This window comes from Arhodomonas aquaeolei DSM 8974, from assembly GCF_000374645.1.
GTDB classification, from domain to species: domain Bacteria; phylum Pseudomonadota; class Gammaproteobacteria; order Nitrococcales; family Nitrococcaceae; genus Arhodomonas; species Arhodomonas aquaeolei.
This window is the reverse complement of record NZ_KB894805.1, coordinates 25,867-48,567: the sequence shown is the minus strand read 5'-3', so window position 1 is coordinate 48,567 and position 22,701 is coordinate 25,867. Positions and strand designations below refer to the sequence as shown.

The window sequence follows — 22,701 nt, the reverse complement described above, 5'->3', positions numbered from 1 at the left end:
GGCGGCCTGGGCATCGCCGTGGGCCTCCGCGGTGGCGCCGGGCTCACGGGCCAGGGGCGGCGAAGTCCTCGTACAGGGCCTCCGTACCCCGCTTCTCGGCCGCACTGTCGTCCCACTCCGCCTTGAGGGCATCGCGGCCCTTCTTGGCGGCCCAGAAGCCCTCCGCGAGCACCGCGACGCCCCGGGGGGTGCGCACCACGTCGACCACCCCCCGCACCTTGCGGGCCTCGCTGTCGTCCAGCAAGCGCAGGGTCGCGCCGAACAGCGGCGGGCGCAGCAGCACCGCGGTGAGCATGTCCGGGAGGTAGATATCCAGGGTGAACTGGGCCTCGCCGTTGCTCTTCTCCGAGGCGTCCACCCGGGGCACCCGGTGGCCGATCAGGCGGAAGGACGACGGGTCCTTGAGGCGAACCTCCTTCGGCGCCTCGCGCCGCCCGGCGGCCTCCGCGAGCTCGCCGAAACGCGCCTCGCGGCCGCTGCCGGCGTGACGGACGACGCCCTGGGCGACGCTCAGCTCGCTCGCCGGCACGCCCCAGCGCTCCGCCGCGGCGGCCACGAGCATGGCCCGTGCCGTGGCCCCCGCCTGGCGCAGCTGGTCCCAGGAGCTTGCCATCGCGGTGCTGCCCCCGGTGCCCTGCATACCGCCGAGCAGCGCGTTGCCGTAGAGCTCGGCGTTGGCGGGGGCCGGAGCAACCTGCACCCGCGACCAGTCCGCGTCCAGTTCCTCGGCGAGCACGGTGGCCACGCCGGTGTAGCTACCCTGCCCGAACTCGATGTGCTTCGAGATCACCGTGACGGTGTCGTCCGGGGCGATGCGCACGAAGGCATTGGGGGCCCAGCCCCCGCTCTCCGTCTCCGCCGCCATGGCGCGGGGACCGCCAAGGCCCCAGTGAAAACCGATGACGAGGCCCACCCCGGCGGCACCGGCCCCCTTCAGCAGGCGCCGCCGGGACGGCGAGAACGGCTGTGAATACGGCTGCTGCATGGTCACGCCTCCAGCTCGCCGGCCGCGCGATGGATGGCCGCACGGATACGCTGATACGTCGCGCAGCGGCAGACGTTGCCACGCATGGCGCCGTCGATGGCGTCGTCGTCGGGCTGCGGCGTCTGCTCGAGCAGCCCCACCGCCGACATCACCTGCCCGGACTGGCAGTAGCCGCACTGGGGGACATCCATCTCCGCCCACGCCTTCTGCACCGCGGCGGCGGCCGGACTCTCCAACCCCTCGATGGTGGTGACGGAACGATCGCCCACCGACTGCACCGGCAGCACGCACGAGCGTGTCGGGCTGCCGTCGAGGTGCACGGTGCAGGCGCCGCACTGGGAGATCCCGCAGCCGTACTTGGTGCCGGTGAGCCGCAGCTCATCGCGCAGGACCCACAGCAGCGGCGTGTCGGCGTCGACGTCCACGCTGTGGGTCTTGCCGTTGACCTTGAGGGTGATGCTCATAGTGCTCTCTCTCCGGGTCGGGCCACCGCGAAGGGTGGCAACTGTCCGAAAACGTACGACCCAGTGTAGTAGACGGTGCCCTCAACGCGAGCACCGTGCGCATCTCACCCCCGGCGCCCGCCACCGGCCCGGGCCACGCCGCGGCCGTCGTCGAACCGGACCTGATCGCGCCCGCCATCCTTGGCCGCGTAGAGGCTGCGATCGGCGTCGGCAAGGAGGTCATCGAGGGTGCGATGGCGATGGTCCTTGCCGGCGACGCCGACGCTGGCGGTCACCGCGATGATATCGTCGCCATGGTGAGCGCGGTGTGCGGCCACCGCCGCGCACAGGCGCTCGGCGAACGCCACGGCCTCGGCGAGCTCCGTCTCGGGCATCAGCAGGACGAACTCCTCGCCGCCCCAGCGGGCGAGCACGTCGTAATCCCGGACACTGGCACGGAGCACCCGGGCGACCGCCTTCAGCGCCTCGTCACCGCCGGTGTGTCCGTAGCGGTCATTGACCTGCTTGAAATGGTCGAGGTCGATCAACGCCAGTGACACCGGCCGGGCGTTGCGTACCGCCAGGTTCCAGATCCGCGCGCTGACATCGTGGAACGCCCGGCGGTTGTTGACGCCGGTGAGGGGGTCGATGCGTGCCAGCCGCTCCGCGCGGACGCGCTGAGCCTGCCCCTCGCGGAAACGATAGCTCAGCGCCAGGGCAAGCAGGGTCGCGTCGACCAGCATGCCGATGTCGACGGCACGGTAGGTCCAGGCATTGAACGGGATGAACCCCCATACCGCCATCGCCGTGACCGCGGCGCCGATCATCGACGAGACCGCGGCGAGCAGGAAATAGCGCGCGGCACGCAGGCCGGCGCGCACGGACACGATCCCCAGGGCGAGCATGATCACCGTGAACGCGATCATGAAGGTGAACGCCACCACCAGCGCCGCCGCCTGGTAGCCGGCGGTCACGGCGGCGAGCATCGACGCGGCACCCACGGCGATGTAGCCGATCACCGCCCGGCGCAGCCGCGGGAAATGCTCGCGGGTATCGAGAAAACTGAGTGCGAAGGTCAGCCCGGTGGTCGCGTAGGCGAGCATCAGCACCGGGTTCGACCACTGCGCCCAGCCCGTGCTCCGCGGCCACAGCCAGGCGAAGCCGTGACCGGTGTAGGAGAGGTTCATCAACAGGAAGGCACCGAGATAGAGGGCGTAGAGGGCGTAGCGGGCCTGCCGGAGCCCGGCGAACAGCATCAGGTTGTAAGCCACCAGGGCGAACAGGAAGCCGTAGAGGAACCCGTAGCCGTAACCGGTCACCAGGTCCCGTTCGGCGGCCGCCGCCGGGGTCTCGAGATAAAGGGGCACGACCATCGGGTCGGGGGTCGCCACCCGCAGATAGATTGTGGCGGCGCCGGGGGCGAAGCGATGATCGACCGCGAAGTAACGCCCCGCCACGGGCCGTGCGGCATGCGGTTCCCGGTCCCCGGTATGGTAGGCGGCCACGGTACGGCCGTTGCGACGGATGTAGACGGTGACGTCGTCCAGCCACGCCGTGGCCACGGTGAGGCGCGCCGGCCGCGGCTCGGCGGCGGCGTTGACCACCTCGAGACGGATCCATACCGGCCGGGCACCGATCCCGAAGGCGAGGACCGGCGATCCACCGGCAGAGAACCGGCCACCGCGGAAGGCCCCGACGGCCTCCGCCAGTGTCAGCGGCCCGCCGGTCTCGCGCAGGTAGCGGGCGTGCTCCCCGACCGGGCCACCGTCGCCGCCGGGCAGCCGTACCGGTTCCTGTGTCTGCGCCGCGACGACGGTGCGCGCAACCATCCACGCCGCCAGCACGAGCAGCGCCATCGGCGACAGACGGGCGATCATGGGTGGGTTCGCACGAGCTGTTTATCCGTTGGTTAACGGGGACCATGCCCCGCTCCAACTCTACCCCATGCCGGGTTGCCGTTCGATGTCGCCGGGCACCTCGGGGACACCGGGACCGGTCGCCGCCCCCCGGCGGCCGACTGTCGGCCCGCCGTGGCGGATGGCCCGCGGCTGACCCATGCTCCCAGGCATCCACGACGGCCAGAGGACCGGCCATGCGTACCCTCCCCCTGATACCGGCGATCCTGGCCGCGGCCGGCCTGGCGGCCTGCGGCGGCGGAAGCAGCGACGGTGGCGACCCGGTGACCGAACCCACACCCACGGACTACACCGTCGAACGGGTCTTTTCCGGCCTGAGCTTCCCCGGCGTCACCGACATCCAGGCCCCGCCGGCCCCCGACGCCCGGCTGTTCGTGGCGGAGAAGGCCGGACGCATCCGCGTATTCTCGCGCAACGACCCCGCTGCCGGCGCGGTCACCTTCCTGGACCTCACCGGCCGCGCCGACCTGGTTACCGACGGCGAGGGCGGCCTGCTCGGTCTCGCCTTCGATCCGGCGTTCGCGGGCAACGGGTACTTCTACGTCCACTACACGGCCGACAGCCCCCGGCGCATCGTCGTCGCACGCTTCACCGACACCGGCGTGCGCCCCGTGGACCCGGCGACCGAGGAGGTAGTGCTGGAGATCCCCCATCCGGGCACGGACAACCACTACGCCGGCGCCCTGGCCTTCGGCCCTGTGGACGGCATGCTCTACCTCACCGCGGGTGACGGCGGCGGCTCCTACGACCCGGACGACAATGCCCAGGACCGAACCAACCTGCTCGGCTCGGTGATGCGTATCGACGTATCCGTCACGGGCACCGGCGTGACGCCCAACTACGCTGTGCCCTCGGATAACCCCTACGCCGGCAACACCGCGGGGCTGCGCGAGGAGATCTACGCCTACGGATTCCGCAACCCGTACCGGCTGAGCGTCGACTCCGACCTCTCGGGCCAGCGGATATGGGTCGCCGATGTGGGTCAGGACGCCCGCGAGGAGGTGGACGTGGTCACCGCCGGCGGCAACTACGGCTGGGACTGCCGCGAGGGCAGCCTCACCGTCGACGCCAGCCTGCGTTCCAGCGCCTGCGACAGTCTCACGGACAGCGACTTCACCGCTCCGCTCACGGAGTACGGCCACGACCTCGGCGAGTCCATTACCGGCGGCTACGTCTACCGCGGCACGCGGCTGGCGGCGCTCACCGGCCGGTACGTCTTCGGCGACTTCATCAGCGGCCGCATCTGGGCCTACGACCGCGGCAGCGACGAGCGCGAGCTGCTCGTCGACACGGGGCTTTCCATTTCCACGTTCGGTACCGACGACGCCGGTAATCTCTACATCGGCGACTACGGCAGCGGCGCGCTCTACCGGCTCAGTCCGTAGCCGTCTCGCCGTCGCTACCTTCCGGCGCTCCGCCGAGGGTGTCGCGGAAGAAGGCGATCATGTCGGCAAGTGCGGCGGTATCGTCGCGGAACCACCAGCCCAGGGACAGCAGCATGTCCACGTGGTCCGCTCCTGCATAGCGGCGGACCACCACCCGCCGTCCCTGTGCCCGCGCCCGCTCCGCCAGCGCGGTGGTGTTGCGCGGCTTCACCGTGGTGTCCGCGGTGCCCGTGGCGAGGAACAGCGGCGGCCCCCGGGAGCCGACGATAGCCACCGGCTGGGTGGCGCGGAGGTCCTCGACGCCGGCGAACGCCCGCCGGGTGGCGCGCACGTCCAGCGGGAGGAAGTCGTACGGGCCGGAGAGCCCGGCCACCGCCGCCACCGGCAGCCCCTCTGCGCCGTCCGCACCGGTATAGCGCGGCGCAACCCCCAGCATCACGGCATTGTAGGCCCCGGCCGAATGGCCGGCCACGCCGATGCGTGCCGGGTCTCCGCCGTAGCGGGCGATGTGATCATGGGTCCAGCGCACCGCCGCCGCGACGTCCTCCACGAACGCGGGGTAACGCACCGACGGCACCAGCCGGTAGTCCGGGATCACGGTCACGAAGCCGCGGGCCGCCAGCGCGTGGCCGACAAAGCCGTAGTCCTGGCGGCGCCCGCTGTCCCAGGAGCCGCCGTAGATGAACACGATCACCGGCGCGCCGGCCACCGGCGCCCGCGGGGCATAGACATCCAGGCGCTGACGCGGCCGCGTCCCGTACGAGGCATCCCGGGCAACGCGCCGGGCGCCATCGTCCCGGGGCATCACCGAGTCCAGCGCACCGAGCCGCGTACAGCCGGCGGCGAGCGCCACGAGCACCGCGATCGCCGGCGCCCGCCACATCGTCTTCAGGAAGGACATCGTCACCCCGAATCCCTATACTTGGCCGAATCCGGACGCTAACAGGGAAACGGGGGCGCCACGAGCGTGCCCGGGCAGTCACCAAGAATGAGCACCGATAACGCGGGCGCCGGCGAATCAGGCACCATGCCGCGACAGCCGCTGCCGCCGGCGGGCGGTTTCACCGCCGAGGACATCGGCCGTTACGACCATGTCACCCGCCTGCCAAGCCGGGTCCAGTGCCTGGAGCAGCTTGCCGCCGACCTCGACGGAATCGCGTACAGCGGCCGGCCGCGTACGCTGGTACTGGTCACACTGGCGGAGGCGCAGCATTTCAACGGCATCCTGCGTGCACTCGGCCATGCCTTCTCCGAGGACTTCATCCGCGCCGGGGCCCAGCGCGTCATCGAGTGCCTGGATGCAGGCGTGACGGTCTACAACGTCAGCGTGCTGAGCTTCGCGTTCGTCGTCGACAACGACGGCAGATACCCCCCGGAGCACACCGCGAGGAGCATCGCCACCCACTTCACCGACCCCGTCATGGTTCAGGACATCCCCATCCAGACCGCCGCGGGGGTCGGGCTGGTGGCACTGGACGCCGGCTTCACCGCCCCCGCCGAGGCACTGCGTGCCGCGCTCACCGCCGCACAGGACAGCCGCAGTTCCCACCATCCGTTCTCGTACTACAACCCGGGCTCGGATGCCGCCCAGCGCCGTGCCTTCCAGCTGCTGACCGACCTGCCGGAGGCGCTGGAGGCCGACGACCAGTTCACCCTGCACTTCCAGCCCCGGGTGTCGTTCGCGGACCGCCTCAGCCACAGCGTGGAAGCGCTGATCCGGTGGCAGCATCCCAGGCTCGGATGGATCTCGCCCGCGGAGTTCATCCCTCTGGTGGAGACCACCGCCCTCATCCGGCCACTGACGGCCCTCGTGCTGGAAACGGCGATCCGCCGGCTCAGCCGATGGCAGGACGCGGGACGCGATCTGGGCATCTCGGTGAACGTCTCGCCGCGCAACCTCACCGAGCCGGAGTTCCTGGGCCGCCTGCACGGCTGGCTCGAGCGCTACGGTGTGGACCCGCGGCGCCTGGAGCTGGAGTTCACGGAGGGGGCGGTCTCGCCGGACAACGCGCGGACACTGGAGACCCTGCGGCAGGTCCGTGCCCTGGGCATGACCGTGGCCATCGACGACTTCGGCAGCGGCTACAGCAATATGGCCTATCTGACCCGCATTCCGGCGGACGTGGTCAAGATCGACAAGTCCTTCGTGCTTGACCTGGACAGCGGCGAACAGGCCCGTTTTCTCGTTGGCAAGATCAATAATCTGGCGCACGGCCTAGGCTTCAGGGTGGTCGCGGAGGGTATCGAGACGGCAACGGCCTATGAATTCCTGGAGGGCATCGGCTGCGACGAGGGTCAGGGCTTCCACCTCGCCCGGCCGATGCCGGACGACCAGCTCGACGCGTGGCTGGTACGCTGATCCCGTGCCATACACCAGCGCCCAATATCGCCCGTCCCCTCGTCCGCGTATCGCCGCGCTCGCCATCCTGCTCGCCCTCGGCGTCATCGCCGGGGGCCGGGCCACCGCGGGTGTCGATGCCATCGACACGAACCGGCAGTGGGAGGCGCTGCCGGCCCCCGGGGACGACGGCGGCCGTACCACCCTGGCCGCCGCGGCGCAGGCCCTCCGGGACCTGCCGGTGACCCTGGCCGGGGTGCGCCTGGACGGCACCACGCTGAAGACGCTCGCCGCTACCCCGGCCGACGAGCCGCTGCTTCGCGCCGTGCGCGAAGGGCTCGGCCGGCCGGTGGACCTCACCGACCTGCTCTACTTCCTCGACGACGTCGCCGCCGCGCGCGGACGGCTGGACAGCGTGGACGTGCACTCCGGCCGGGCCCGGCGCGCGGGCATCCTGCTGCACCCCGACGGGGTCTTCGGCGACACGCCCCGGCGCTACGGCGGCCGGCGGCTCGACATCCGCCCGCCACCCAGCCCGCCGGACCTGGAACCGGCACCGGACGGCGCACCGCCGGGACCGCGCTGGACGGCACGCTACCCGAACCCCGCAGACGAGGCGGCACGGCTGCAGGCCCTGGTGGACGCCGGCTCCGCGGACTTCGCGGCGCGCCTGCTCTCGCTGATGGCCCAGTGCCGGGACCAGGGCGCGGAGGCGTATCTGTACTCGACGGTGCGCCGGCGCGAACGCGGTTACCTGATGTACGGCGCCTTCATCCTGGCACGGGCAAGGGGTCCCGAGGCGGTGGCGCGGCGGGCCGCCGAGCTGAAGCGGCTCAATGCCGGGTGGGGGCTGGACATCCCGATCCGCTGGCAAACCGACGACGGCTGGCGGGCCACAAAGGAGGCGGCCCGGCGTATGGCCGAGGCCTACAACGTGGTCTATGCCACGCGCAGCGGGGCCCGCCACTCCAATCACTACGACGGCGACGCCGCGGACCTGGTCGTCGTCGACCTGCCCCGCCGGCTCACCCTCGCCGCCCCGGACGGTGCCCGGCGGACGTTCGACCTCTCAGCGCCGGAGGAATCCCGCGACCTCGACCTGACGCCCCGCCTGATCGACTGGGTGGAGCGCCACTTCGACCTGCACAAGCTGCGCAGCGACTATCCGCACTGGACGGATCAGCGCGAGGGCTGATCCGGTGCCACGCCCCGCGCCCCGTTGAGAAAGATCCGTACCGCCTCGTCCACGCAGCGCTCGATCTCCGCCTCCGTGGCCGTGACCGGCTGGCCGAGCACCGCCTCCAGGTAGTGCGCGCCCTTGACGAAGTCCAGGAACTGCCGCGCGGCGGCATCCGGGTCGTCCAGGCGCAGGTGACCGCGCTCGCACTCGACGCGGAAATAGCGGGCGAGCGCGGCGCGCACCCGGCCCGGGCCCGTCTCGTAGAAGATCTGCCTCAGGTTGGCGTTGCGATGGGACTCGATGATCATCGCGCGGTGGGTACGGAGGGTATCCGGGTCGAGGAGCAGGCGGTTGAGCCGCATGCCCAGCTCGAAGAGCGCGCGCTCCGGCGGCTGCTCGAAGATCGACTCGTCCTCCAGCGGCGCGTACACGCTGGCGGCCTTGCGCTCCATGATCGCCCGGAACAGCGCCTCCTTGCTGCCGAAAAGGCGGTAGAGCGTCTGCATGGACCCGCCGGCCCGTCGACCGATCTCGCTCATGGTCGCCGCCTCGAAACCGCGCTCCAGGAACACCCCGGCAGCGGCATCGAGGATGCGCGCCGCGCGCTCACGGCCACGCCGGGTCGCGGGCGTGCACCCCGGCGTCTCGCTGTCAGCCATCGCTCACCTGTTCGGCCGTCACGGTCATGCCGCGAAAACTAACACTTGATAGAAACGTAATCTACGTTACGATTTCACGTCTTCACGTTCTCCATTGTCCAACGTTCCGTCGAGGTGCATGCCGTGAGGGGTATCAAACTGGTGGTGTTCGGCGTCGTGCTGGCCGCGGTGATCGCCGCCGGTGTGGTCTACGGCATAGAGTGGTACCGGGTCGGGCGCTTCATCGAGGAGACAGACAACGCCCAGGTCGCCGCCGACAGCGTCGCCATCCAGCCCGAGATCAACGCCCGCGTGGTCGATGTGCCGGTCGCCGAGAACCAGGTCGTCGACAAGGGCCAGCTCCTCGTCCGGCTCGAGGACAAGGACCTCACCGCCCAGCGGGACCGGGCTGCCGCGCAGCTGCGACAGGCCCGCGCCAACCTCCAGGCCACGGAGCGCCAGATCACCCTCCAGCAGGCACGCATCGAGCAGGCGGCCGCGCGGGTCGACTCGGCGAAGGCGGAGACCGAGCGCAGCCGGCTCGACCTCCAGCGCGCCAAGAGCCTGGAGAAACGCTCCTACAGCTCGCGCCAGGAGCTCGACAACGCCCAGGCCGCCTACCGGGTCGCCCGTTCGGAGGGACAGGCCGCCAGGGCGACGCTGACCGCCGAGAAGCGTCAGTTGCCAGTGCTCAAGGCGCAGCGGGACCAGGCCAGTGCCGCGGTGGCGGACGCCGAGGCCGCCCTCGCCTACGCCCGCCATCAGCTCGACAAGACGCGGATCGTCGCACCGGCCGCGGGCGTGGTCGGCGACGTCACCGTCGAGGCCGGCTCCATGGCCCAGCCCGCGCGCACCCTGCTGCACGTGGTGCCGCTGCCGGAGGTCTACGTGGTGGCCAACTTCAAGGAGACGCAGATCGCGCGCATGGAGATCGGCCAACCGGTTGATATCCACGTCGACGCCTACCCGGACCGGGTATTCAAGGGCCGCGTGGCGAGCCTCTCCCCGGCCACCGGCGCGCAGTTCAGCCTGCTGCCCCAGGACAACGCCACCGGCAACTTCAACAAGATCGTACAGAAGGTGCCGGTGCGCATCCGCGTGACCGAGCCGCCGGAACGCCTCGCACTGCTGCGCCCGGGGCTGTCGGTGGTCCCGGAGGTGGACACCCGCGAGACCGGCGAGGGCCGGGTCTATCGCAATCAGGATCGCAACCCCCTCGCCGACGCGGATCAGGGCGAGCGTAGCGGCCCGGACGACAACCGCGACGGCGGGCGGCCGTGACCCACGTCACCGACATGCCGCCCTGGTCCCAGCGACTGGGGTTCGTGGCCGCGGTGTTCGGGATGTTCATGGCGATCCTGGACATTCAGATCGTGGCGAGCTCGCTCAACGAGATCCAGGCTGGCGTGTCCGCCACCGAGGACCAGATCTCCTGGGTGCAGACGGCATACCTGATCGCGGAGGTCGTGATGATCCCCCTGTCGGGGATGCTCACGCGCATCCTCTCCACCCGGGTCGCGTTCGTCGTCTCCTGCGGGGGGTTCACCCTGGCGAGCCTGGGCTGCGCGATGGCGAGCTCTGTGGGCACGCTCATCACCCTGCGGGCCGTGCAGGGCTTCCTCGGGGGGGCCATGATCCCCATCGCCTATGCCATCAGCTTCTCGATCTTTCCCCGTAGGGTGATGGGCAGCGTGCAGGCGGTGATGGGGCTGGTGGCGACCATGGCGCCGTCCATCGGCCCCACCATCGGCGGCTACATCACCCAGACGATGAGCTACCACTGGCTGTTCCTGGTGAACGTACTGCCCGGCATCCTCGTCAGCCTCGCGATCTGGAACACCCTCGCCCTGGACCACGGCAACCGCTCCCTGCTCAGGCGCCTGGACGTCCCGGGGCTGGTGTTCATGGCGGTCTTCCTCGGCACCCTCGAATACATCCTCGAGGAAGGTCCCGGCGACGACTGGTTCGCCAGCGCGCTGATCCGGGACATGAGCGTGCTGTGCGCGGTGGCGGGCGTGGCGTTCTTCGTGCGGATGTTCCGCACCGATCACCCGATCGTCGACCTGCACGCGTTCCGCAACCGCAACTTCGCCATCGGTGCGGCGCTCGGGTTCTGCCTGGGGATCGCCCTGTACGGCCTGACCTACCTGATGCCGCTGTTCTTCGGCATCGTGCGCCAGTACAACGCCCTGCAGATCGGCGAGATCATGTTCGTCACCGGCGCGGCGATGTTCGTGTGCGCACCGATCGCCGGACGCGCCTCCGATCACATCGACCCACGCATCCTCCTCGCCATCGGGTTGACGCTGGTGGGTACCGGCACCGTCATGAACGCCCACATGACCAGTGAGGCCGGTTACGAGCTATTCTTCTGGCCCCAGGTGATCCGCGGCGCCGGCATGGTGCTGTGCATGATCCCCATCACCCGCATCGCCCTGGGCACCCTGCCGCCCCACGAGGTGGGCAACGCCAGCGGACTGTTCAACGTGCTGCGCAACCTGGGCGGGGCCTTCGGCCTGGCGATGATGGACACCATCCGCGACGTACGCTTCGACTTCCACTGGAGCCAAATCATCCCCGCGATCGACACCGGCCGCGCCACCGTCGTGCACGAGCTCCAGGCCCAGACCCAGCAGCTCACCGGCGCCGTCGCGGATCCGCGGGCGGGCGCCATCGCCAATCTGGCACGACGCATCGGCGTCGAGGCACAGACCATGGCCTTCAACGACATCTTCCTGTGGCTGGGGATGATCTATCTCTGCGCCGTCCCCGTCATGCTGCTCATGAAGCGCCCCACCATGGCGACGGGCGAGGCCGGCCACTGACGCGGCGACCGTCCGTCGGCCCGGCACACGGCGACCGTGCCGTTCAGCCCGGGTTCAGGCACGCGGGGGCATAACGGTTAGGTACCGAACCCCGGCATCCGGCCCTACCACCGGAAGGAGTACCGTCATGCGCCTGCGTACACTCACCCTCATCGCCGCGGCCGCCGCCCTGGGCATCGGCGCCGCCGTCGCCAGCCCCCGGGCGGACGCCCGCGAGTACGTCGAGAGCGGTGTCACCATCCACTTCGGCTACCGTGACCCGGCCCCCTACTACGGCGACTACCGGGGCTGGTTCAACCGGCACGACGGCTACCGCTACCGCGACCGCCACCACCACCGCGGCCGCCACTTCGCGCCACCGGCCTTTCGCCACCACGGTGGTCCGCCCGGACTGCGCCACAAATTCGGCTACCGGGAGGACCATGATCGCTACGGTCGTGGCTTCGGCGGCCGCAACGACTGGGACGATGGACACGACCGGCACCGGCGGCACAAGCGCATCGACTGACCCCCGCGCGACACACCGATAGCGTGTGCCGCGCCCTCACGGACCGGCCTTGCCGCACGGCAACGGCCGGACCACAAGATGAGACCGGCCTCAGGCTGGATCGGTTGTGTGCCTCATGACCGGGCAGTCGCCGGACGACGCGGGTTCGCCAGCATGGGGCTGCCCGTCACCGGGTCCTCGATCAGGGTGCACTCGATGCCGTAGAGCCGGCGTACCAGCGCCGGCGTCACCACCTCGGCCGGCGGCCCCTCCGCCACCACGTCACCGTCCAGCATCGCCACCATGTGATCCGCAAAACGGCAGGCGCTGACGAGGTCGTGCACGACCATGACCACCGTCTTGCCGCTCGCCGCCAGCGCCCGGATCAGCTCGAAGACCTCGAGCTGGTGGCCCAGATCCAGGGCGGAGGTGGGCTCGTCGAGGAGCAGCAGCGGCGTCTGCTGGGCGATCGCCATCGCGATCCAGGCACGCTGGCGCTGACCGCCGGAGAGCGCGTCCAGCGGTCGGTCGGCCAGGGCCTCGATGTCCGCCACGGCAAGGGACTCCGCCAGGACCCGCTCGTCCTCCGCCGACCACTGCCGCATCAGGCCCTGATGCGGGTGACGGCCGAAACGGATCAGCTCCGCGACAGTCAGGCCCTCCGGCGCCACCGTGTGCTGGGGCAGCAGCGCAATCCGGCGGGCCACCTCCCGGGTCGGCAGGTCCCGGATATCCCGGCTGTCCAGCACCACACCGCCACCGCTCGGCGGGTGCAGCCGCGCCAGCCCGGCAAGCAGGGTGGACTTGCCACAGCCGTTGGGGCCGACGATGGCCGTGACCCGACCGTCCGGCAGCGCGAGGCTGAGCTCGCGGACGATCGTGGTCCGGCCGTAGGCGAGGCCCAGACGGTCGGCCTGCAGGCGGCTGTCACCGTCGGTCACGGGTCGATTCACGGGGTCATCCTCGATGCACGCAGCAGGATCCAGAGCAGATAGGGACCGCCGACCACGGCGGTGACGATCCCGACCGGGATCTCGATGGGCGCGAGCAGCAGCCGTCCGGCCAGGTCCGCGAGCACCATCACCAGCGCGCCGGCCAGCGCGGCACCGACCACCGGCACGCTCGCCGGCGCGGACAGGTGACGGGCGATCTCCGGGCCGACCAGCCCCACGAGCCCCACCGGCCCGGCGACCGCCACCGCCAGCGCGGTGAGCAGCACGGCCACGGCCAGGGAGAGCCAGCGGCAGGCTCGCACGCGCACGCCCAGCCCCTGGGCGGTGAAGTCGGAGAGACGCATCACCGTCAGCGTCCGCGCCAGTGCCAGGGCCGCCGGCAATCCGACCGCGACCCCCGCCCCGAGCACCCACACGGCATCCGCAGAACGGGCATTGAGGGTGCCGACGGTCCAGGGATAGGCCTGGTTGGCGGCGTCGATCGCCACGCGGGCGAGCATGAGCTGGGTTACCGCCCCGAATAGGGCACCTATGGCGATACCGGCGACGATGAAGCGGTACCCCCGCGTGCCGGTGCCACCCGCAAGGCCGAAGGCCAGCGCCGTGGCAGTGGCCGCGCCGACCAGGGCCATGGCCGGCGGCGCGACGGCGATGCCCACCCCCAGCACCGAGGCCACCGCGAACGCCGTCGCGCCGTTGTCGATGCCGATGATGCCGGGCGTGGCCAGGCGGTTGTGCGCCAGCGTCTGCATCAGGCAGCCCGCCACCGCGAAGGCGGTGCCGGTGAGGATACCCGCAAGCAGCCGCGGCCCGCGCAGCGCCTGTATCAGAAAGCGCGTGACCGCATCGCCGCCGCCGAACAGCGCGGTGACGGCGTCGTGCGGCGCCACCACCGTGCTGCCCAGCGACAGGGCCATCACCGCTGCCGCGGCGAGCAGGAGCGCGAGCAGCAGGTTCGCCCGCTGTGTGCGGCGCTGGACCAGCAGCGTGCGCCCGCCGGGCAGGCGCAGCACCGCAGTGTGCGCAGGGGAGCGGGAAACAGCGCCACCGGACATCGCCACGGTCACAGCGTCGGCAGCCGCCGGGCACGCACCACGGCGATCAGAACCGGCGCACCCAGCAGCGCGGTGAGCACCCCGATGGGCAGCTCCGAGGGCTGAACCACCAGACGCGAGACGACGTCCGCCGCCACCACGACCAGCGCCCCCAGGGGCACGCTCAGCCACAGCGTGCGGCGGATATCCGGACCGGCCAGCGCCCGGGCGGCGAAGGGTACGACCAGGCCGACGAAGGCGATTGGCCCGGCCACCGCGGTGGCGGCCCCCACCAGCAGCGCCACGGCGATCACCGCGAGCAGCCGCACCGTCCCCGGCCGGTGCCCCAGCCCGGCGGCAACCCGGTCACCGAGGGCCAGCGCCGCCAGCGGCCGGGCGATGGCGAGGGTGATGAGCGCGGCCGCCGCCAGCGACGGCAGGATGCCGGAGAGATCGGACAGGCGCCGCCCGGCGACGCTGCCCACCACCCAGAACCGGATCTCGTCGGCGGTGCGCTGGTCGACGAGCAGCAGCATGGACGTGAGCGCGGCGAGCAGACTGGAGAGCGCCGCGCCGGCCAACACGAGGCGCACCGGATCGTCCCCGACGCCGCGCAGCCGCCCGGCGCCGATGGCGCACAGGCAGCCACCGAGGGCACCGAGCTGGGCCACGGTGCTGCGCAACGTCGCCGCGCTCGCCCCCAGGGTGAGCGCGACGGCCACGGCGAAGGCACTGCCGGCGCTCACGCCCAGCAGGCCCGGCTCGGCCAGCGGGTTGCGCGTCACCGCCTGCAGCAGCGCCCCGGCGACGCCGAGGGCCGCCCCCACCACCAGGGCGATTACGGTGCGCGGGGCCCGGAGCTCGAAGACCACGAACCGCGCCTCCTCGCTGCCGTGACCGAGCAGCCCGGCCAGCGCCGGGCCGGCGTCGACGCTGCCGGCCCCGAGCAGCAGGCTGGCGAGACACGCCAGGGCGAGCACGGCGGCGCAGGCGGCGGTCAGCCCGGTCATGCGCATGCGCGTCCCCGCCTCCCCCACCCGGGGGGCTCCGTTCGAACCGGCGGCGGTCACTGCAGGACCGCCGCCTCGATGTCGTCCAGCACCGCCTCTGCGGCGAGCGGCCCGGACGCGCTGGTCCAGAGCTGACCGTCCACGGGGACCACGCGCTCGCGCCGGACGACGTCGAGTCGCCGGAACGCCGGCGAGGTACGGGCCGCGTCCAGGGCCTCGCGGCCGTCGGCGTTGAGGGTGGCGAGGAAGAGCCAGTCGCCGTCGATGCGCGACAGCGCCTCCAGGCTGAGGGGGTCGCTGTGGGGGCGGTCCCCGCCGACCAGTCCGGCGGTCTCCACGTCGAAACCGGCAGCGCCGAGCAGCCCGGTGGCGAACAGCCTAGACGACATCACCATGGGCCCCTGCGGCATCCAGCGGACGAGATAGGCGGTGCGGTCATCGGCGTTGTAACGCCCGGTCACCGCGGACGCGATCCGCGCAGCGCGGTTCTCCACGCGCGCAATCGCCTCGTCCATGGCCGGCGTCTGCCCGAGCGCACGGGCGTAGAGCTGCGCCTCGTCCTTCCAGGCATCGGCGCGGAAGCCCTGAACATCCGGGACCACCGTCGGTGCGATACCGGAGAGCAGTTCATACTGCGCCCGCGGCAGCCGCGGCGAGGCCAGGATCAGGTCGGGGCGCTGCGCGAGCACCGCCTCGACGTTCGTCTCCCGGGGCGTACCGACGATGGCCACATCCCCGGCGCGATCCTGGATATAGCCCGCGACGCCATCGCCCCCGCGGGTGGTGACCGCACCCACCGGCGCGACATCCACCGCCAGGGCGGCGTCCAGTGCGCCCTCGTAGAGGGTGACAACGCGCTGCGGCGTACCGTCGATATCGACCTCTCCGTAGGCCGTCACCACCGTGCGCGCGTCCGCCACCGGGGTCGCCGCGAGGGCGACCATGAAAACCAGCGTCATCGCAAGGATACCGTGGATACGCTCGGCCGCTGCTGTCTGCTGCATGGGTCAGATCTCCCGTCGGCCAACGTCAGGCGTCGCGCCGCCAGTCGACCTGCAGCGACTCCTTCCAGGCAAAACGCACCAGGTGGTCACCCACCACCTGCTCGAGACGCGCCAGGGACTCGCCGTCGCCAGCCCGGCCGGAGAGGACCAGCACGCCCTCGCCCGCCGCCATCTCGATATCGCCGAAGGGGAAATGGACCTCGCCGCGCTCGTCGTCGAAGCGGGCCTCGACCTTGTGGCCGAAGTGTCGGCAGAGTTTCTTGAGATTCACGGCGGGCTTCTCGGTGGTAACGGTGGCGCGGGTGGTGACCATGATCACGCTCCCTGGTGGATGGCGGAGTGGACGTGCGGCGGGACCGGCGGAGCGGCGGACCCTTAAAGTCCACCCTTCGCCGCTCCCCACTGCACACGGAGCCGCCCGCAAAGGCCTCCCCGCGGGCGAAGGCAGGGCCGCACGGATACGTTAACAAATGATAATTATTCGCTATCGCATATTCAACGCCTGCACAGGTCCTGCCCACGACCGCGGCGGCCCGCCCGATCCACGGCACGGCACACGTGCTGCCGGGTGACACCAATGTCCCTGAGCAGGTGGTCATCCATGTCCATCACCCGGTTCAGGGCAAGACGGGTCCGCCACGCCCGGAGACGGCGCCGCACGGCATCGCGCAGCGCACCGACGAGCCCCGCGGAGGACGACGGTGCGGACCCGCCCCGGCGGGCGCATTCGGTGGTGTTCGGCGTATCGTGGTGGACGGCCATTGCGCTTGCCTCCCCGGTGGTAGCGCCTGTCCGGCGCCTCCGTGACTGTTGGGGAGAGCATGTGCCGCGGACATTGTTAACTCAAACAAAAAGGAATAAATTCGCCTTTCAGTTTTTGTTAACGGAAATGCCATGAGCGCCCATCCGGAGTCCCGCCCCGCCGCCGGGGCACTGCCGCTGCTGGAGCACGACGTGCTGCGCACCTTCGTCGCCATCGCAGAGACCGGCAGCTTCACCCGGGCGGCACGGCAGGTCTTCCGCACGCCGGCGGCGGTGAGCATGCAGATCAAGCGCCTGGAGGAGACGCTGGGTCGGGCGGTGTTCGTCCGTGAGCCGCGGCGCACGCGGCTCACGCCGGAGGGCGAGGCCCTGCTCGGCTATGCCCGGCGGCTGCTGGAGCTCAACGAAGAGGCGGTGTCGCGGTTCCTCTCCCCTGCCGTGGACGGCTCGGTGAGCCTGGGCACGCCGGACGACGCTGGCACCCGGATCCTGCCCGGCGTGCTATCGCGCTTCGCGCGCACCCACCCGGCGGTGCAGGTCACGGTGCGCGTGGGCCGCAGCGGGGATCTGCTGGAACGCCTGGATGCCGGCGAGCTGGACCTGCTGCTGATGACCGCTAGCAACGAGGGGCAGGAGGATCGCCGCGGCGAGGTGGTCTACAGCGAACACCTGGTCTGGGCAGGCCGCGAGGGCGGTGTCTGCGCGGGGCGAACGCCGTTGCCCCTGGCCCTGGCCGAACACGGCTGCGCCTGGCGGGCGATGGCGCTGGAGGCGCTGGACCGCAGCGGCCGGGACTACCGCATCGCCTACACCAGCGAGCACTGCGCCGCCCAGGAGGCGGCGATGCTCTCCGATCTCGCGGTGGCCCCCTTCCCCCGGAGCCTGATCCGCCCGCCCCTGCGCGTGCTGGACGCGGATGCCGGTCTGCCGCCCCTCGGGGCCTACCGGATCCAGCTCCTGCGCGCCCCCGGCCGCGGCAGCGCCGCGGACGCCCTCGCCGAGCACGTCATCGAGCGCTTCCACGCCATGAGCCGGTAGGAGACCCGGGCGCTAGACGCTCGCCCCCCGATCCACCGCCTCGATCAGCGCGTCGGCGGAGTCCACCACCCGGCCGAAGTTGAGGGAGAAGGCCTTGAGCGTCGCACGGTGCATCTCCGGATCATAGTCGGCGGTGGCGTCATCGACGAGGGCGCAGTGATAGCCGCGGTCGGCGGCATCGCGCACGGTAGTCTCCACGCAGGCGCTGGTCACCACGCCGGCGACCACCAAGGTATCGATGCCCATGCGGCGGAGGACGTCATCAAGGCCGCTGCCGTTGAAGCCGCCGTTGGTGGTCTTGCGCACCACGGTCTCGCCCTCGATCGGGGCCAGCTCGTCACGGACCGCGAAATCCGGATTGCCGGACCACCAGATGTCCCGCGCACCGGTGACGCGCTCCAGGTTGCGCGTCCACTCGCGAAAGCGCGGCGGGCACTCGCGCAGGTCCTGGTAGCGCGAGCCGAGCACCAGGTGCACCACCGCGATCCCCTCGCCGCGGAAGAACTCCAGCATCCGGCGGATGGCAGGCACGGTGACACCTTCCAGGCGCTCGTTGTAGTAGTCCATCGCGCCCGGGGCGACCGCCTCGATCGCCCGGCCGAGGCCGCGGGCGGGTGAGGCGTCGTGGTACTGCATGTCGATGATCAGCAGCGCCATGCGCTCACGGCGTGACAGGTCGACCGCAGGGACGAGGTCGAACAGCGGGGACAGGGCGTTGGTCATCGGTTCAGGGCCTCCCGCGCTCGCGCGCAAGCAGCCGGATTCCGGCCAGGATGAGGATGATGGATACGCCGACGGTCACCGTGGCGATGGCGTTGATCTCGGGGGTGATCCCGATCCGCAGCATCGACCAGATATGCATCGGCAGCGTATTGCGTGAGCCGGTGAGGAAGAACGTTACCGGCAGTTCGTCGAAGGAGAGCGTGAACACCAGCAGCGCGCTGCCGATGATCGCGGTGCGGATGGAGGGCAGCGTCACCAGGAAGAACGTCTGCCACATGCCCGCGCCCAGATCCATGCTCGCCTTCTCCAGGTTCGGGTTGACCCGTTCCAGCCGCGCGAGCACCTGGGTCACCACGATGGGCATCCACACCAGGCTCTGGCCGAGGATCACCGTGCCCAGCGACAGGCCCACGTCCACCCGGTGGAGGATGATCAGCAGCGCCAGGCCGGTGATCAGCTGGGGGATGATCAGCGGCAGCAGCAGCGCGCGCTCCACGCCGGTGCGCATGCCGCCGCCGAGGCGGCGCAGGGTCAGCGCCAGCGGCACCCCCACCACGGTGGTGATGACCACGCAGGCGGTGGCGACGAACAGGCTGTTGCCCACCGCCGCAATCATCTCCGCGTCCTGCCAGAGCACGCGGTACCAGTGCAGCGACCACGACTCGATGGGCCACGCGAGGATCCGGCTCTCCTGGAAGGAGAAAGCCACCAACACGATCAGCGGCAGGTAGAGGAAGGCGAATATCGCCGCGGCCGCCGCCGTGAACAGGCGCCGGGCCGCGTTGCCGGACGTCGATGCATTCATAGTCATGCGTTCCGCCCCAGGCCGCGGGCGACGAGCGAGGTCACGCCCAGCAGCGCGAAGACCACCAGCAGCACGATCACCGCGAGGGCGCTGCCGAACGGCCAGTTAAAGGCGGCGCCGAACTGCTCGATGATGACGTTGGCGATCATGATGTCGGAGCTGCCGCCGAGGAGCTTGGGCGTGATGAAGTCGCCGAAGGACAGGCAGAACACCACCGTCGCCCCCGCCGCCAGCGCGGGCACCGTCAGCGGGAAGACCACGTGCCTGAAGGTCGGCAGCGGCGGCGAGCCCAGATCACGGCTGGCCTCGATGTAGCTGCGCGGGATCTTCTCCAGCGCGGCGTACACCGGCAGCGCCACGAAAGGCAGGAAGATGTAGATCAGCGCAAGGCAGATGGAGAACTTGTTGTAGAGCAGCAGCGGGGTCGGGTCCTGGATGATCCCCAGGTTCACCAGCAGCGTGTTCAGTATCCCCTCGCGGCCGAGGATGATGGTCCAGATGTAGGCGCGCAGCAGAAAGCTCGTCCACAGCGGCACCACCAGCAGGAAGAACAGCAGATTGCGCCAGCGCCGGGCGTACACGGCCAGGTAGTAGGCGAGCACATAGCCGAGCACCGAGGCGACCACCGTGACCGTGGTGGCCACCAGCACGGAGTTGCCGATGACGTGGGCGTACACGCCGCTGCCCGCGATCTTGGCGTAGTTGTCCACGGACAGTGCCGGACGGATCGTGTAGAGGTCCTTCTCCCAGAAGCTGAAGATCGCGACCATCGCGTACGGCAGCACGATGAACACCAGCGTGTAGAGCAGTGCGGCGCCCCCGGACGCGAGCTCCAGGCGGCGGCGTCCGAGACGCCGCAGCAGCGACACCGCAGGGGCACCGACGGCAGCACCACCGGCGGCCGTGGCCACGCCCTGGGCCCTACTCACCGCGCGCCTCCAGCGCAAAGGCATGCAGCTGCGTCTCGGGCAGCTGGAGCAGCACGGTGGTGCCGAGCCGTTCGCCGATGTCGCCGGGCAGGCGCTCGCCGCGCTCGTGGAGCTCGATGCGGGTGCCGTCCGGCCCGCGGAGGACGAGCTTGCGGTCGACCCCGAGGTAGACCATGTCCTCCAGCCGGGCGGAGACGACATTCTCCCGCGCGGCGAGTCCGGTAGCGAACTGGATGTGCTCCGGACGGACGATCAGGCAGGCCGCCATACCGGGGCGCAGGTCCGTCGCCGCCCCCGCGGCGGCGGCGATGCGGGCGCCGTCCTGCAGATCCACCACCACCCGGCCGTCGGCGGCGTCCACCACCCGGCCCTCGAACCGGTTGGAGGCACCGACGAACTCCGCGACGAACAGCGAGCGCGGGTGCTCGAACACCTCGGAGGGGGCGCCGAGCTGGCGGATGCGGCCGCTCTCCATCACGGCGATGCGGTCGCTCATCACCAGCGCCTCCTCCTGGTCGTGGGTGACGTAGACGAAGGTGATGCCGGTGTCGCGCTGCATGCGCTTGAGCTCGAGCTGCAGCCCGCGGCGGAGCTTGGCGTCGAGCGCGGAGAGCGGCTCGTCGAGGAGCAGCACCTCGGGCTCCTTGATCAGCGCCCGGGCGAGCGCGACGCGCTGCATCTGGCCGCCGGACAGCGCGTCCGGATATTCGTCCATCCGTCCCGCAAGCCCCACGCGCTCGAGCATCTCCCCCGCCCGGCGCCGCCGTTCGGCACGGGCGACGCCGTCGAAGCGCAGGCCGTAGCCGACGTTCTCCGCGACGCTCATGTGCGGGAACAGCGCGTAGTCCTGGAAGACGGTGTTCACCCGCCGCCGGTGCGCGGGGACGTCGTTGAGGGACTGGCCGTTCATGTAGACGGCCCCCTCGCTCGGCGCCTCGAAGCCGCTGATGATCCGCAGCGTCGTGGTCTTGCCGCTGCCGCTCTCGCCGAGCAGCGTCAGGAACTCGCCGCGCCGGATGTCGAGATCGACATGGTCCAGCGCGACGAACCCGCCGAAACGCTTGGCGACACCATCGAGGCGGATCACCTCACCCGTTTCAGTCAACATTGGCCGCCTTGATCTCGTTCCAGACCTCGAGGTACTTACCGCGACGCGGGATCTCCCGCCAGAAGTTGATGTTGCGGCGGAAGCTCTCGTCCCTGGCCATGATCGATTTGGCGAACGCCTCCGCGGGCAGGTGCGCCTCGGCCTTCGGGTTGGTGACACCGAAACCGCTCGACTCGTAGACCTGGGCCATGACCTCCGGCGAGATCAGGTAGTTTATGAAGGCGTGGGCGAGATCGCGGTGCTCGGTGCCGGAGACGATGAAGTTGGAGTCCAGGAACGCGGTGGTGCGCTCGGGGGTGCACTGCACGACATTCACGCCCTGGTCCTTGAGCTGCTCGGTCACGTAGCTCCACGACAGCGTCGCCACCACCTCGCCGCTAGCGAACAGCTGGGTGATCTGTCCGCCCGTGGACCAGTAGGTCCGCACCAGCGGCTTCTGCTCGATCATCTTCTGCTTGACCTTCTCGAGCTGCTCGTCGGAGAGGGTCCAGATGTTGTCGTAGCCCATGTAGGCGGCGACGGTGCCGAGGGTGGCGACGTCGTCCCACATGGAGATCCGGCCGCTGTAGCTGTCGTCGAAGAGCACGTCGAAGCTGCAGCCGTCGACCTCGTCGGCGTTGACGGTCACCGGCAGCACGTCCCAGTCATTGGGCACGCCGTACTGGCGGCCGTCCTGGCGCAGGAAGCCGAGCTTCTGGAACCTCGGGTAGAGCTGTCCGAAATTCGGGATCCTGTCCAGATCCACCGGCTCGACGAAGCCGGCGTCGATGGCGGGCTGCGCCAGCGAGCTCACGATCACGACCACGTCGTACTGCGTGTCGCCGGCGGCGAGCTTGGCCATGTACTCGTCGTTGGAGCCGACGTAGGTGCGCTTGACCTCGACGTCGTGCGCCTCCTCGAAGGGCTTTACCCACTGGTCGTTCGCCAGCCCCTCCCAGGTCAGCACACGCAGGACGTCATCCGCGGCGCTGGCGCGGAACGAGGCACCGGCCACGAGGGCCAGGCCGGCGGTGCCGAGCACCAGGGCCCGGGCGAGTGGCAAAGACGACGGACGTTTCTCGGACATGCATTCCTCCGGACCCCGCGGGTCGTTTCTGAAGGCGGCCTTGCGGGTCACGGATCTCGACCGACGCTCCCC

22 protein-coding genes are annotated in these 22,701 nt (G+C 70.5%); 7 read left to right on the top strand and 15 right to left on the bottom strand.

Translation table 11 applies throughout. The annotated features are described in order from the left end of the window. Nucleotides 1-43: 43 nt before the first annotated feature. From C516_RS21385 to C516_RS0108085, 3 genes are all read right to left on the bottom strand, one after another. On the bottom strand, nt 44-985 hold the full coding sequence (locus C516_RS21385) for a molybdopterin cofactor-binding domain-containing protein (protein ID WP_018717865.1): 942 nt from the start codon (nt 983-985) through the stop codon (nt 44-46). Nucleotides 986-987: 2 nt separating this feature from the next. Then, the gene (locus tag C516_RS0108090) at nt 988-1,449 is read right to left on the bottom strand and encodes a (2Fe-2S)-binding protein (RefSeq protein WP_018717864.1); all 462 of its coding nucleotides are present in this window, start codon (nt 1,447-1,449) and stop codon (nt 988-990) included. A 104-nt stretch (nt 1,450-1,553) separates the two neighbouring features. Then, complete coding sequence (locus C516_RS0108085; RefSeq protein ID WP_018717863.1) at nt 1,554-3,305, bottom strand: sensor domain-containing diguanylate cyclase; 1,752 nt, start codon at nt 3,303-3,305, stop codon at nt 1,554-1,556. 215 nt (nt 3,306-3,520) lie between these two features. Between C516_RS0108085 and C516_RS0108080 the strand changes: the two genes are divergently transcribed. Further along, complete coding sequence (locus C516_RS0108080) at nt 3,521-4,729, top strand: PQQ-dependent sugar dehydrogenase (RefSeq protein WP_018717862.1); 1,209 nt, start codon at nt 3,521-3,523, stop codon at nt 4,727-4,729. On the opposite strand, the gene C516_RS0108075 is transcribed toward C516_RS0108080, so the two are convergent. Beyond that, nucleotides 4,719-5,630: an alpha/beta hydrolase gene (locus tag C516_RS0108075; RefSeq protein ID WP_018717861.1), complete on the bottom strand. Its 912-nt coding sequence runs from the start codon at nt 5,628-5,630 to the stop codon at nt 4,719-4,721. The two genes, C516_RS0108080 and C516_RS0108075, sit on opposite strands and share 11 nt — an antisense overlap. Nucleotides 5,631-5,717: 87 nt before the next feature. Between C516_RS0108075 and C516_RS19010 the strand changes: the two genes are divergently transcribed. Together C516_RS19010 and C516_RS0108065 are read left to right on the top strand one after the other, a co-directional pair. Beyond that, nucleotides 5,718-7,088: a putative bifunctional diguanylate cyclase/phosphodiesterase gene (locus tag C516_RS19010; RefSeq protein WP_018717860.1), complete on the top strand. Its 1,371-nt coding sequence runs from the start codon at nt 5,718-5,720 to the stop codon at nt 7,086-7,088. Between the two features lie 4 nt (nt 7,089-7,092). Continuing rightward, nucleotides 7,093-8,262, top strand: a complete 1,170-nt coding sequence (locus tag C516_RS0108065) for a hypothetical protein (protein ID WP_018717859.1) — start codon at nt 7,093-7,095, stop codon at nt 8,260-8,262. Here C516_RS0108065 and C516_RS19005 read toward each other — a convergent pair. After that, nucleotides 8,247-8,906: a TetR/AcrR family transcriptional regulator gene (locus C516_RS19005; RefSeq protein WP_018717858.1), complete on the bottom strand. Its 660-nt coding sequence runs from the start codon at nt 8,904-8,906 to the stop codon at nt 8,247-8,249. The two genes, C516_RS0108065 and C516_RS19005, sit on opposite strands and share 16 nt — an antisense overlap. A gap of 123 nt (nt 8,907-9,029) precedes the next feature. On the opposite strand from C516_RS19005, the gene C516_RS0108055 reads away from it, so the two are divergent. The 3 genes from C516_RS0108055 (at nt 9,030) to C516_RS0108045 (ending at nt 12,218) form a co-directional block, all read left to right on the top strand. Further along, the gene (locus C516_RS0108055; protein WP_018717857.1) at nt 9,030-10,166 is read left to right on the top strand and encodes an HlyD family secretion protein; all 1,137 of its coding nucleotides are present in this window, start codon (nt 9,030-9,032) and stop codon (nt 10,164-10,166) included. Then, a complete protein-coding gene (locus tag C516_RS0108050; RefSeq protein WP_018717856.1) occupies nt 10,163-11,710 on the top strand; it encodes a DHA2 family efflux MFS transporter permease subunit in 1,548 nt (515 codons plus the stop codon). Before C516_RS0108055 ends, C516_RS0108050 begins: the two co-directional genes overlap by 4 nt. 127 nt (nt 11,711-11,837) lie before the next feature. Next, the gene (locus tag C516_RS0108045) at nt 11,838-12,218 is read left to right on the top strand and encodes a hypothetical protein (protein ID WP_018717855.1); all 381 of its coding nucleotides are present in this window, start codon (nt 11,838-11,840) and stop codon (nt 12,216-12,218) included. 113 nt (nt 12,219-12,331) lie between these two features. On the opposite strand, the gene C516_RS0108040 is transcribed toward C516_RS0108045, so the two are convergent. From C516_RS0108040 to C516_RS0108020, 5 genes are read right to left on the bottom strand one after another with little or no spacing between them, the layout of a single operon-like run. After that, the gene (locus C516_RS0108040; RefSeq protein WP_018717854.1) at nt 12,332-13,150 is read right to left on the bottom strand and encodes an ABC transporter ATP-binding protein; all 819 of its coding nucleotides are present in this window, start codon (nt 13,148-13,150) and stop codon (nt 12,332-12,334) included. Continuing rightward, nucleotides 13,147-14,163 carry a FecCD family ABC transporter permease gene (locus C516_RS19000; protein WP_018717853.1) on the bottom strand — a complete coding sequence of 339 codons (1,017 nt, stop codon included), beginning with the start codon at nt 14,161-14,163 and terminating at the stop codon, nt 13,147-13,149. The genes C516_RS0108040 and C516_RS19000 overlap by 4 nt, the downstream gene beginning before the upstream one ends. Before the next feature lie 50 nt (nt 14,164-14,213). Further along, on the bottom strand, nt 14,214-15,194 hold the full coding sequence (locus C516_RS0108030; protein ID WP_156831171.1) for a FecCD family ABC transporter permease: 981 nt from the start codon (nt 15,192-15,194) through the stop codon (nt 14,214-14,216). Between the two features lie 56 nt (nt 15,195-15,250). Beyond that, nucleotides 15,251-16,198 carry an ABC transporter substrate-binding protein gene (locus C516_RS0108025; RefSeq protein WP_018717851.1) on the bottom strand — a complete coding sequence of 316 codons (948 nt, stop codon included), beginning with the start codon at nt 16,196-16,198 and terminating at the stop codon, nt 15,251-15,253. A gap of 25 nt (nt 16,199-16,223) precedes the next feature. Further along, nucleotides 16,224-16,511 (bottom strand): DUF2218 domain-containing protein, encoded by a 288-nt coding sequence (locus C516_RS0108020; protein WP_018717850.1) that lies wholly within the window; start codon nt 16,509-16,511, stop codon nt 16,224-16,226. A 581-nt stretch (nt 16,512-17,092) separates the two neighbouring features. Here C516_RS0108020 and C516_RS0108010 point away from each other — a divergent pair. Further along, on the top strand, nt 17,093-17,998 hold the full coding sequence (locus C516_RS0108010) for a LysR substrate-binding domain-containing protein (protein ID WP_018717848.1): 906 nt from the start codon (nt 17,093-17,095) through the stop codon (nt 17,996-17,998). A 12-nt stretch (nt 17,999-18,010) separates the two neighbouring features. Here C516_RS0108010 and C516_RS0108005 read toward each other — a convergent pair whose 3' ends face one another. From C516_RS0108005 to C516_RS0107985, 5 genes are read right to left on the bottom strand one after another with little or no spacing between them, the layout of a single operon-like run. Next, nucleotides 18,011-18,721, bottom strand: coding sequence for a cysteine hydrolase family protein (locus C516_RS0108005; protein ID WP_018717847.1), 711 nt, complete (start codon nt 18,719-18,721; stop codon nt 18,011-18,013). Between the two features lie 4 nt (nt 18,722-18,725). Beyond that, on the bottom strand, nt 18,726-19,526 hold the full coding sequence (locus C516_RS0108000) for an ABC transporter permease (RefSeq protein WP_018717846.1): 801 nt from the start codon (nt 19,524-19,526) through the stop codon (nt 18,726-18,728). Nucleotides 19,527-19,528: 2 nt separating this feature from the next. Beyond that, the gene (locus C516_RS0107995) at nt 19,529-20,455 is read right to left on the bottom strand and encodes an ABC transporter permease (protein ID WP_211210588.1); all 927 of its coding nucleotides are present in this window, start codon (nt 20,453-20,455) and stop codon (nt 19,529-19,531) included. Further along, nucleotides 20,448-21,563, bottom strand: coding sequence for an ABC transporter ATP-binding protein (locus C516_RS18990; protein ID WP_040409367.1), 1,116 nt, complete (start codon nt 21,561-21,563; stop codon nt 20,448-20,450). Before C516_RS18990 ends, C516_RS0107995 begins: the two co-directional genes overlap by 8 nt. Next, a complete protein-coding gene (locus C516_RS0107985) occupies nt 21,553-22,629 on the bottom strand; it encodes an ABC transporter substrate-binding protein (RefSeq protein WP_156831169.1) in 1,077 nt (358 codons plus the stop codon). Before C516_RS0107985 ends, C516_RS18990 begins: the two co-directional genes overlap by 11 nt. Nucleotides 22,630-22,701: the final 72 nt, after the last annotated feature.

Excerpts from the sequence above, each read along its gene's own strand:
- C516_RS21385 (WP_018717865.1), bottom strand. The coding sequence starts at position 985 with ATGCAGCAGCCGTATTCACAGCCGTTCTCGCCGTCCCGGCGGCGCCTG.
- C516_RS0108090 (WP_018717864.1), bottom strand. The coding sequence starts at position 1,449 with ATGAGCATCACCCTCAAGGTCAACGGCAAGACCCACAGCGTGGACGTC.
- C516_RS0108085 (WP_018717863.1), bottom strand. The coding sequence starts at position 3,305 with ATGATCGCCCGTCTGTCGCCGATGGCGCTGCTCGTGCTGGCGGCGTGG.
- C516_RS0108080 (WP_018717862.1), top strand. The coding sequence starts at position 3,521 with ATGCGTACCCTCCCCCTGATACCGGCGATCCTGGCCGCGGCCGGCCTG.
- C516_RS0108075 (WP_018717861.1), bottom strand. The coding sequence starts at position 5,630 with ATGTCCTTCCTGAAGACGATGTGGCGGGCGCCGGCGATCGCGGTGCTC.
- C516_RS19010 (WP_018717860.1), top strand. The coding sequence starts at position 5,718 with ATGAGCACCGATAACGCGGGCGCCGGCGAATCAGGCACCATGCCGCGA.
- C516_RS19005 (WP_018717858.1), bottom strand. The coding sequence starts at position 8,906 with ATGGCTGACAGCGAGACGCCGGGGTGCACGCCCGCGACCCGGCGTGGC.
- C516_RS0108045 (WP_018717855.1), top strand. The coding sequence starts at position 11,838 with ATGCGCCTGCGTACACTCACCCTCATCGCCGCGGCCGCCGCCCTGGGC.
- C516_RS0108030 (WP_156831171.1), bottom strand. The coding sequence starts at position 15,194 with ATGACCGGGCTGACCGCCGCCTGCGCCGCCGTGCTCGCCCTGGCGTGT.
- C516_RS0108025 (WP_018717851.1), bottom strand. The coding sequence starts at position 16,198 with ATGCAGCAGACAGCAGCGGCCGAGCGTATCCACGGTATCCTTGCGATG.
- C516_RS0108020 (WP_018717850.1), bottom strand. The coding sequence starts at position 16,511 with ATGGTCACCACCCGCGCCACCGTTACCACCGAGAAGCCCGCCGTGAAT.
- C516_RS0108010 (WP_018717848.1), top strand. The coding sequence starts at position 17,093 with ATGAGCGCCCATCCGGAGTCCCGCCCCGCCGCCGGGGCACTGCCGCTG.
- C516_RS0108005 (WP_018717847.1), bottom strand. The coding sequence starts at position 18,721 with ATGACCAACGCCCTGTCCCCGCTGTTCGACCTCGTCCCTGCGGTCGAC.
- C516_RS0108000 (WP_018717846.1), bottom strand. The coding sequence starts at position 19,526 with ATGAATGCATCGACGTCCGGCAACGCGGCCCGGCGCCTGTTCACGGCG.
- C516_RS18990 (WP_040409367.1), bottom strand. The coding sequence starts at position 21,563 with ATGTTGACTGAAACGGGTGAGGTGATCCGCCTCGATGGTGTCGCCAAG.
- C516_RS0107985 (WP_156831169.1), bottom strand. The coding sequence starts at position 22,629 with ATGTCCGAGAAACGTCCGTCGTCTTTGCCACTCGCCCGGGCCCTGGTG.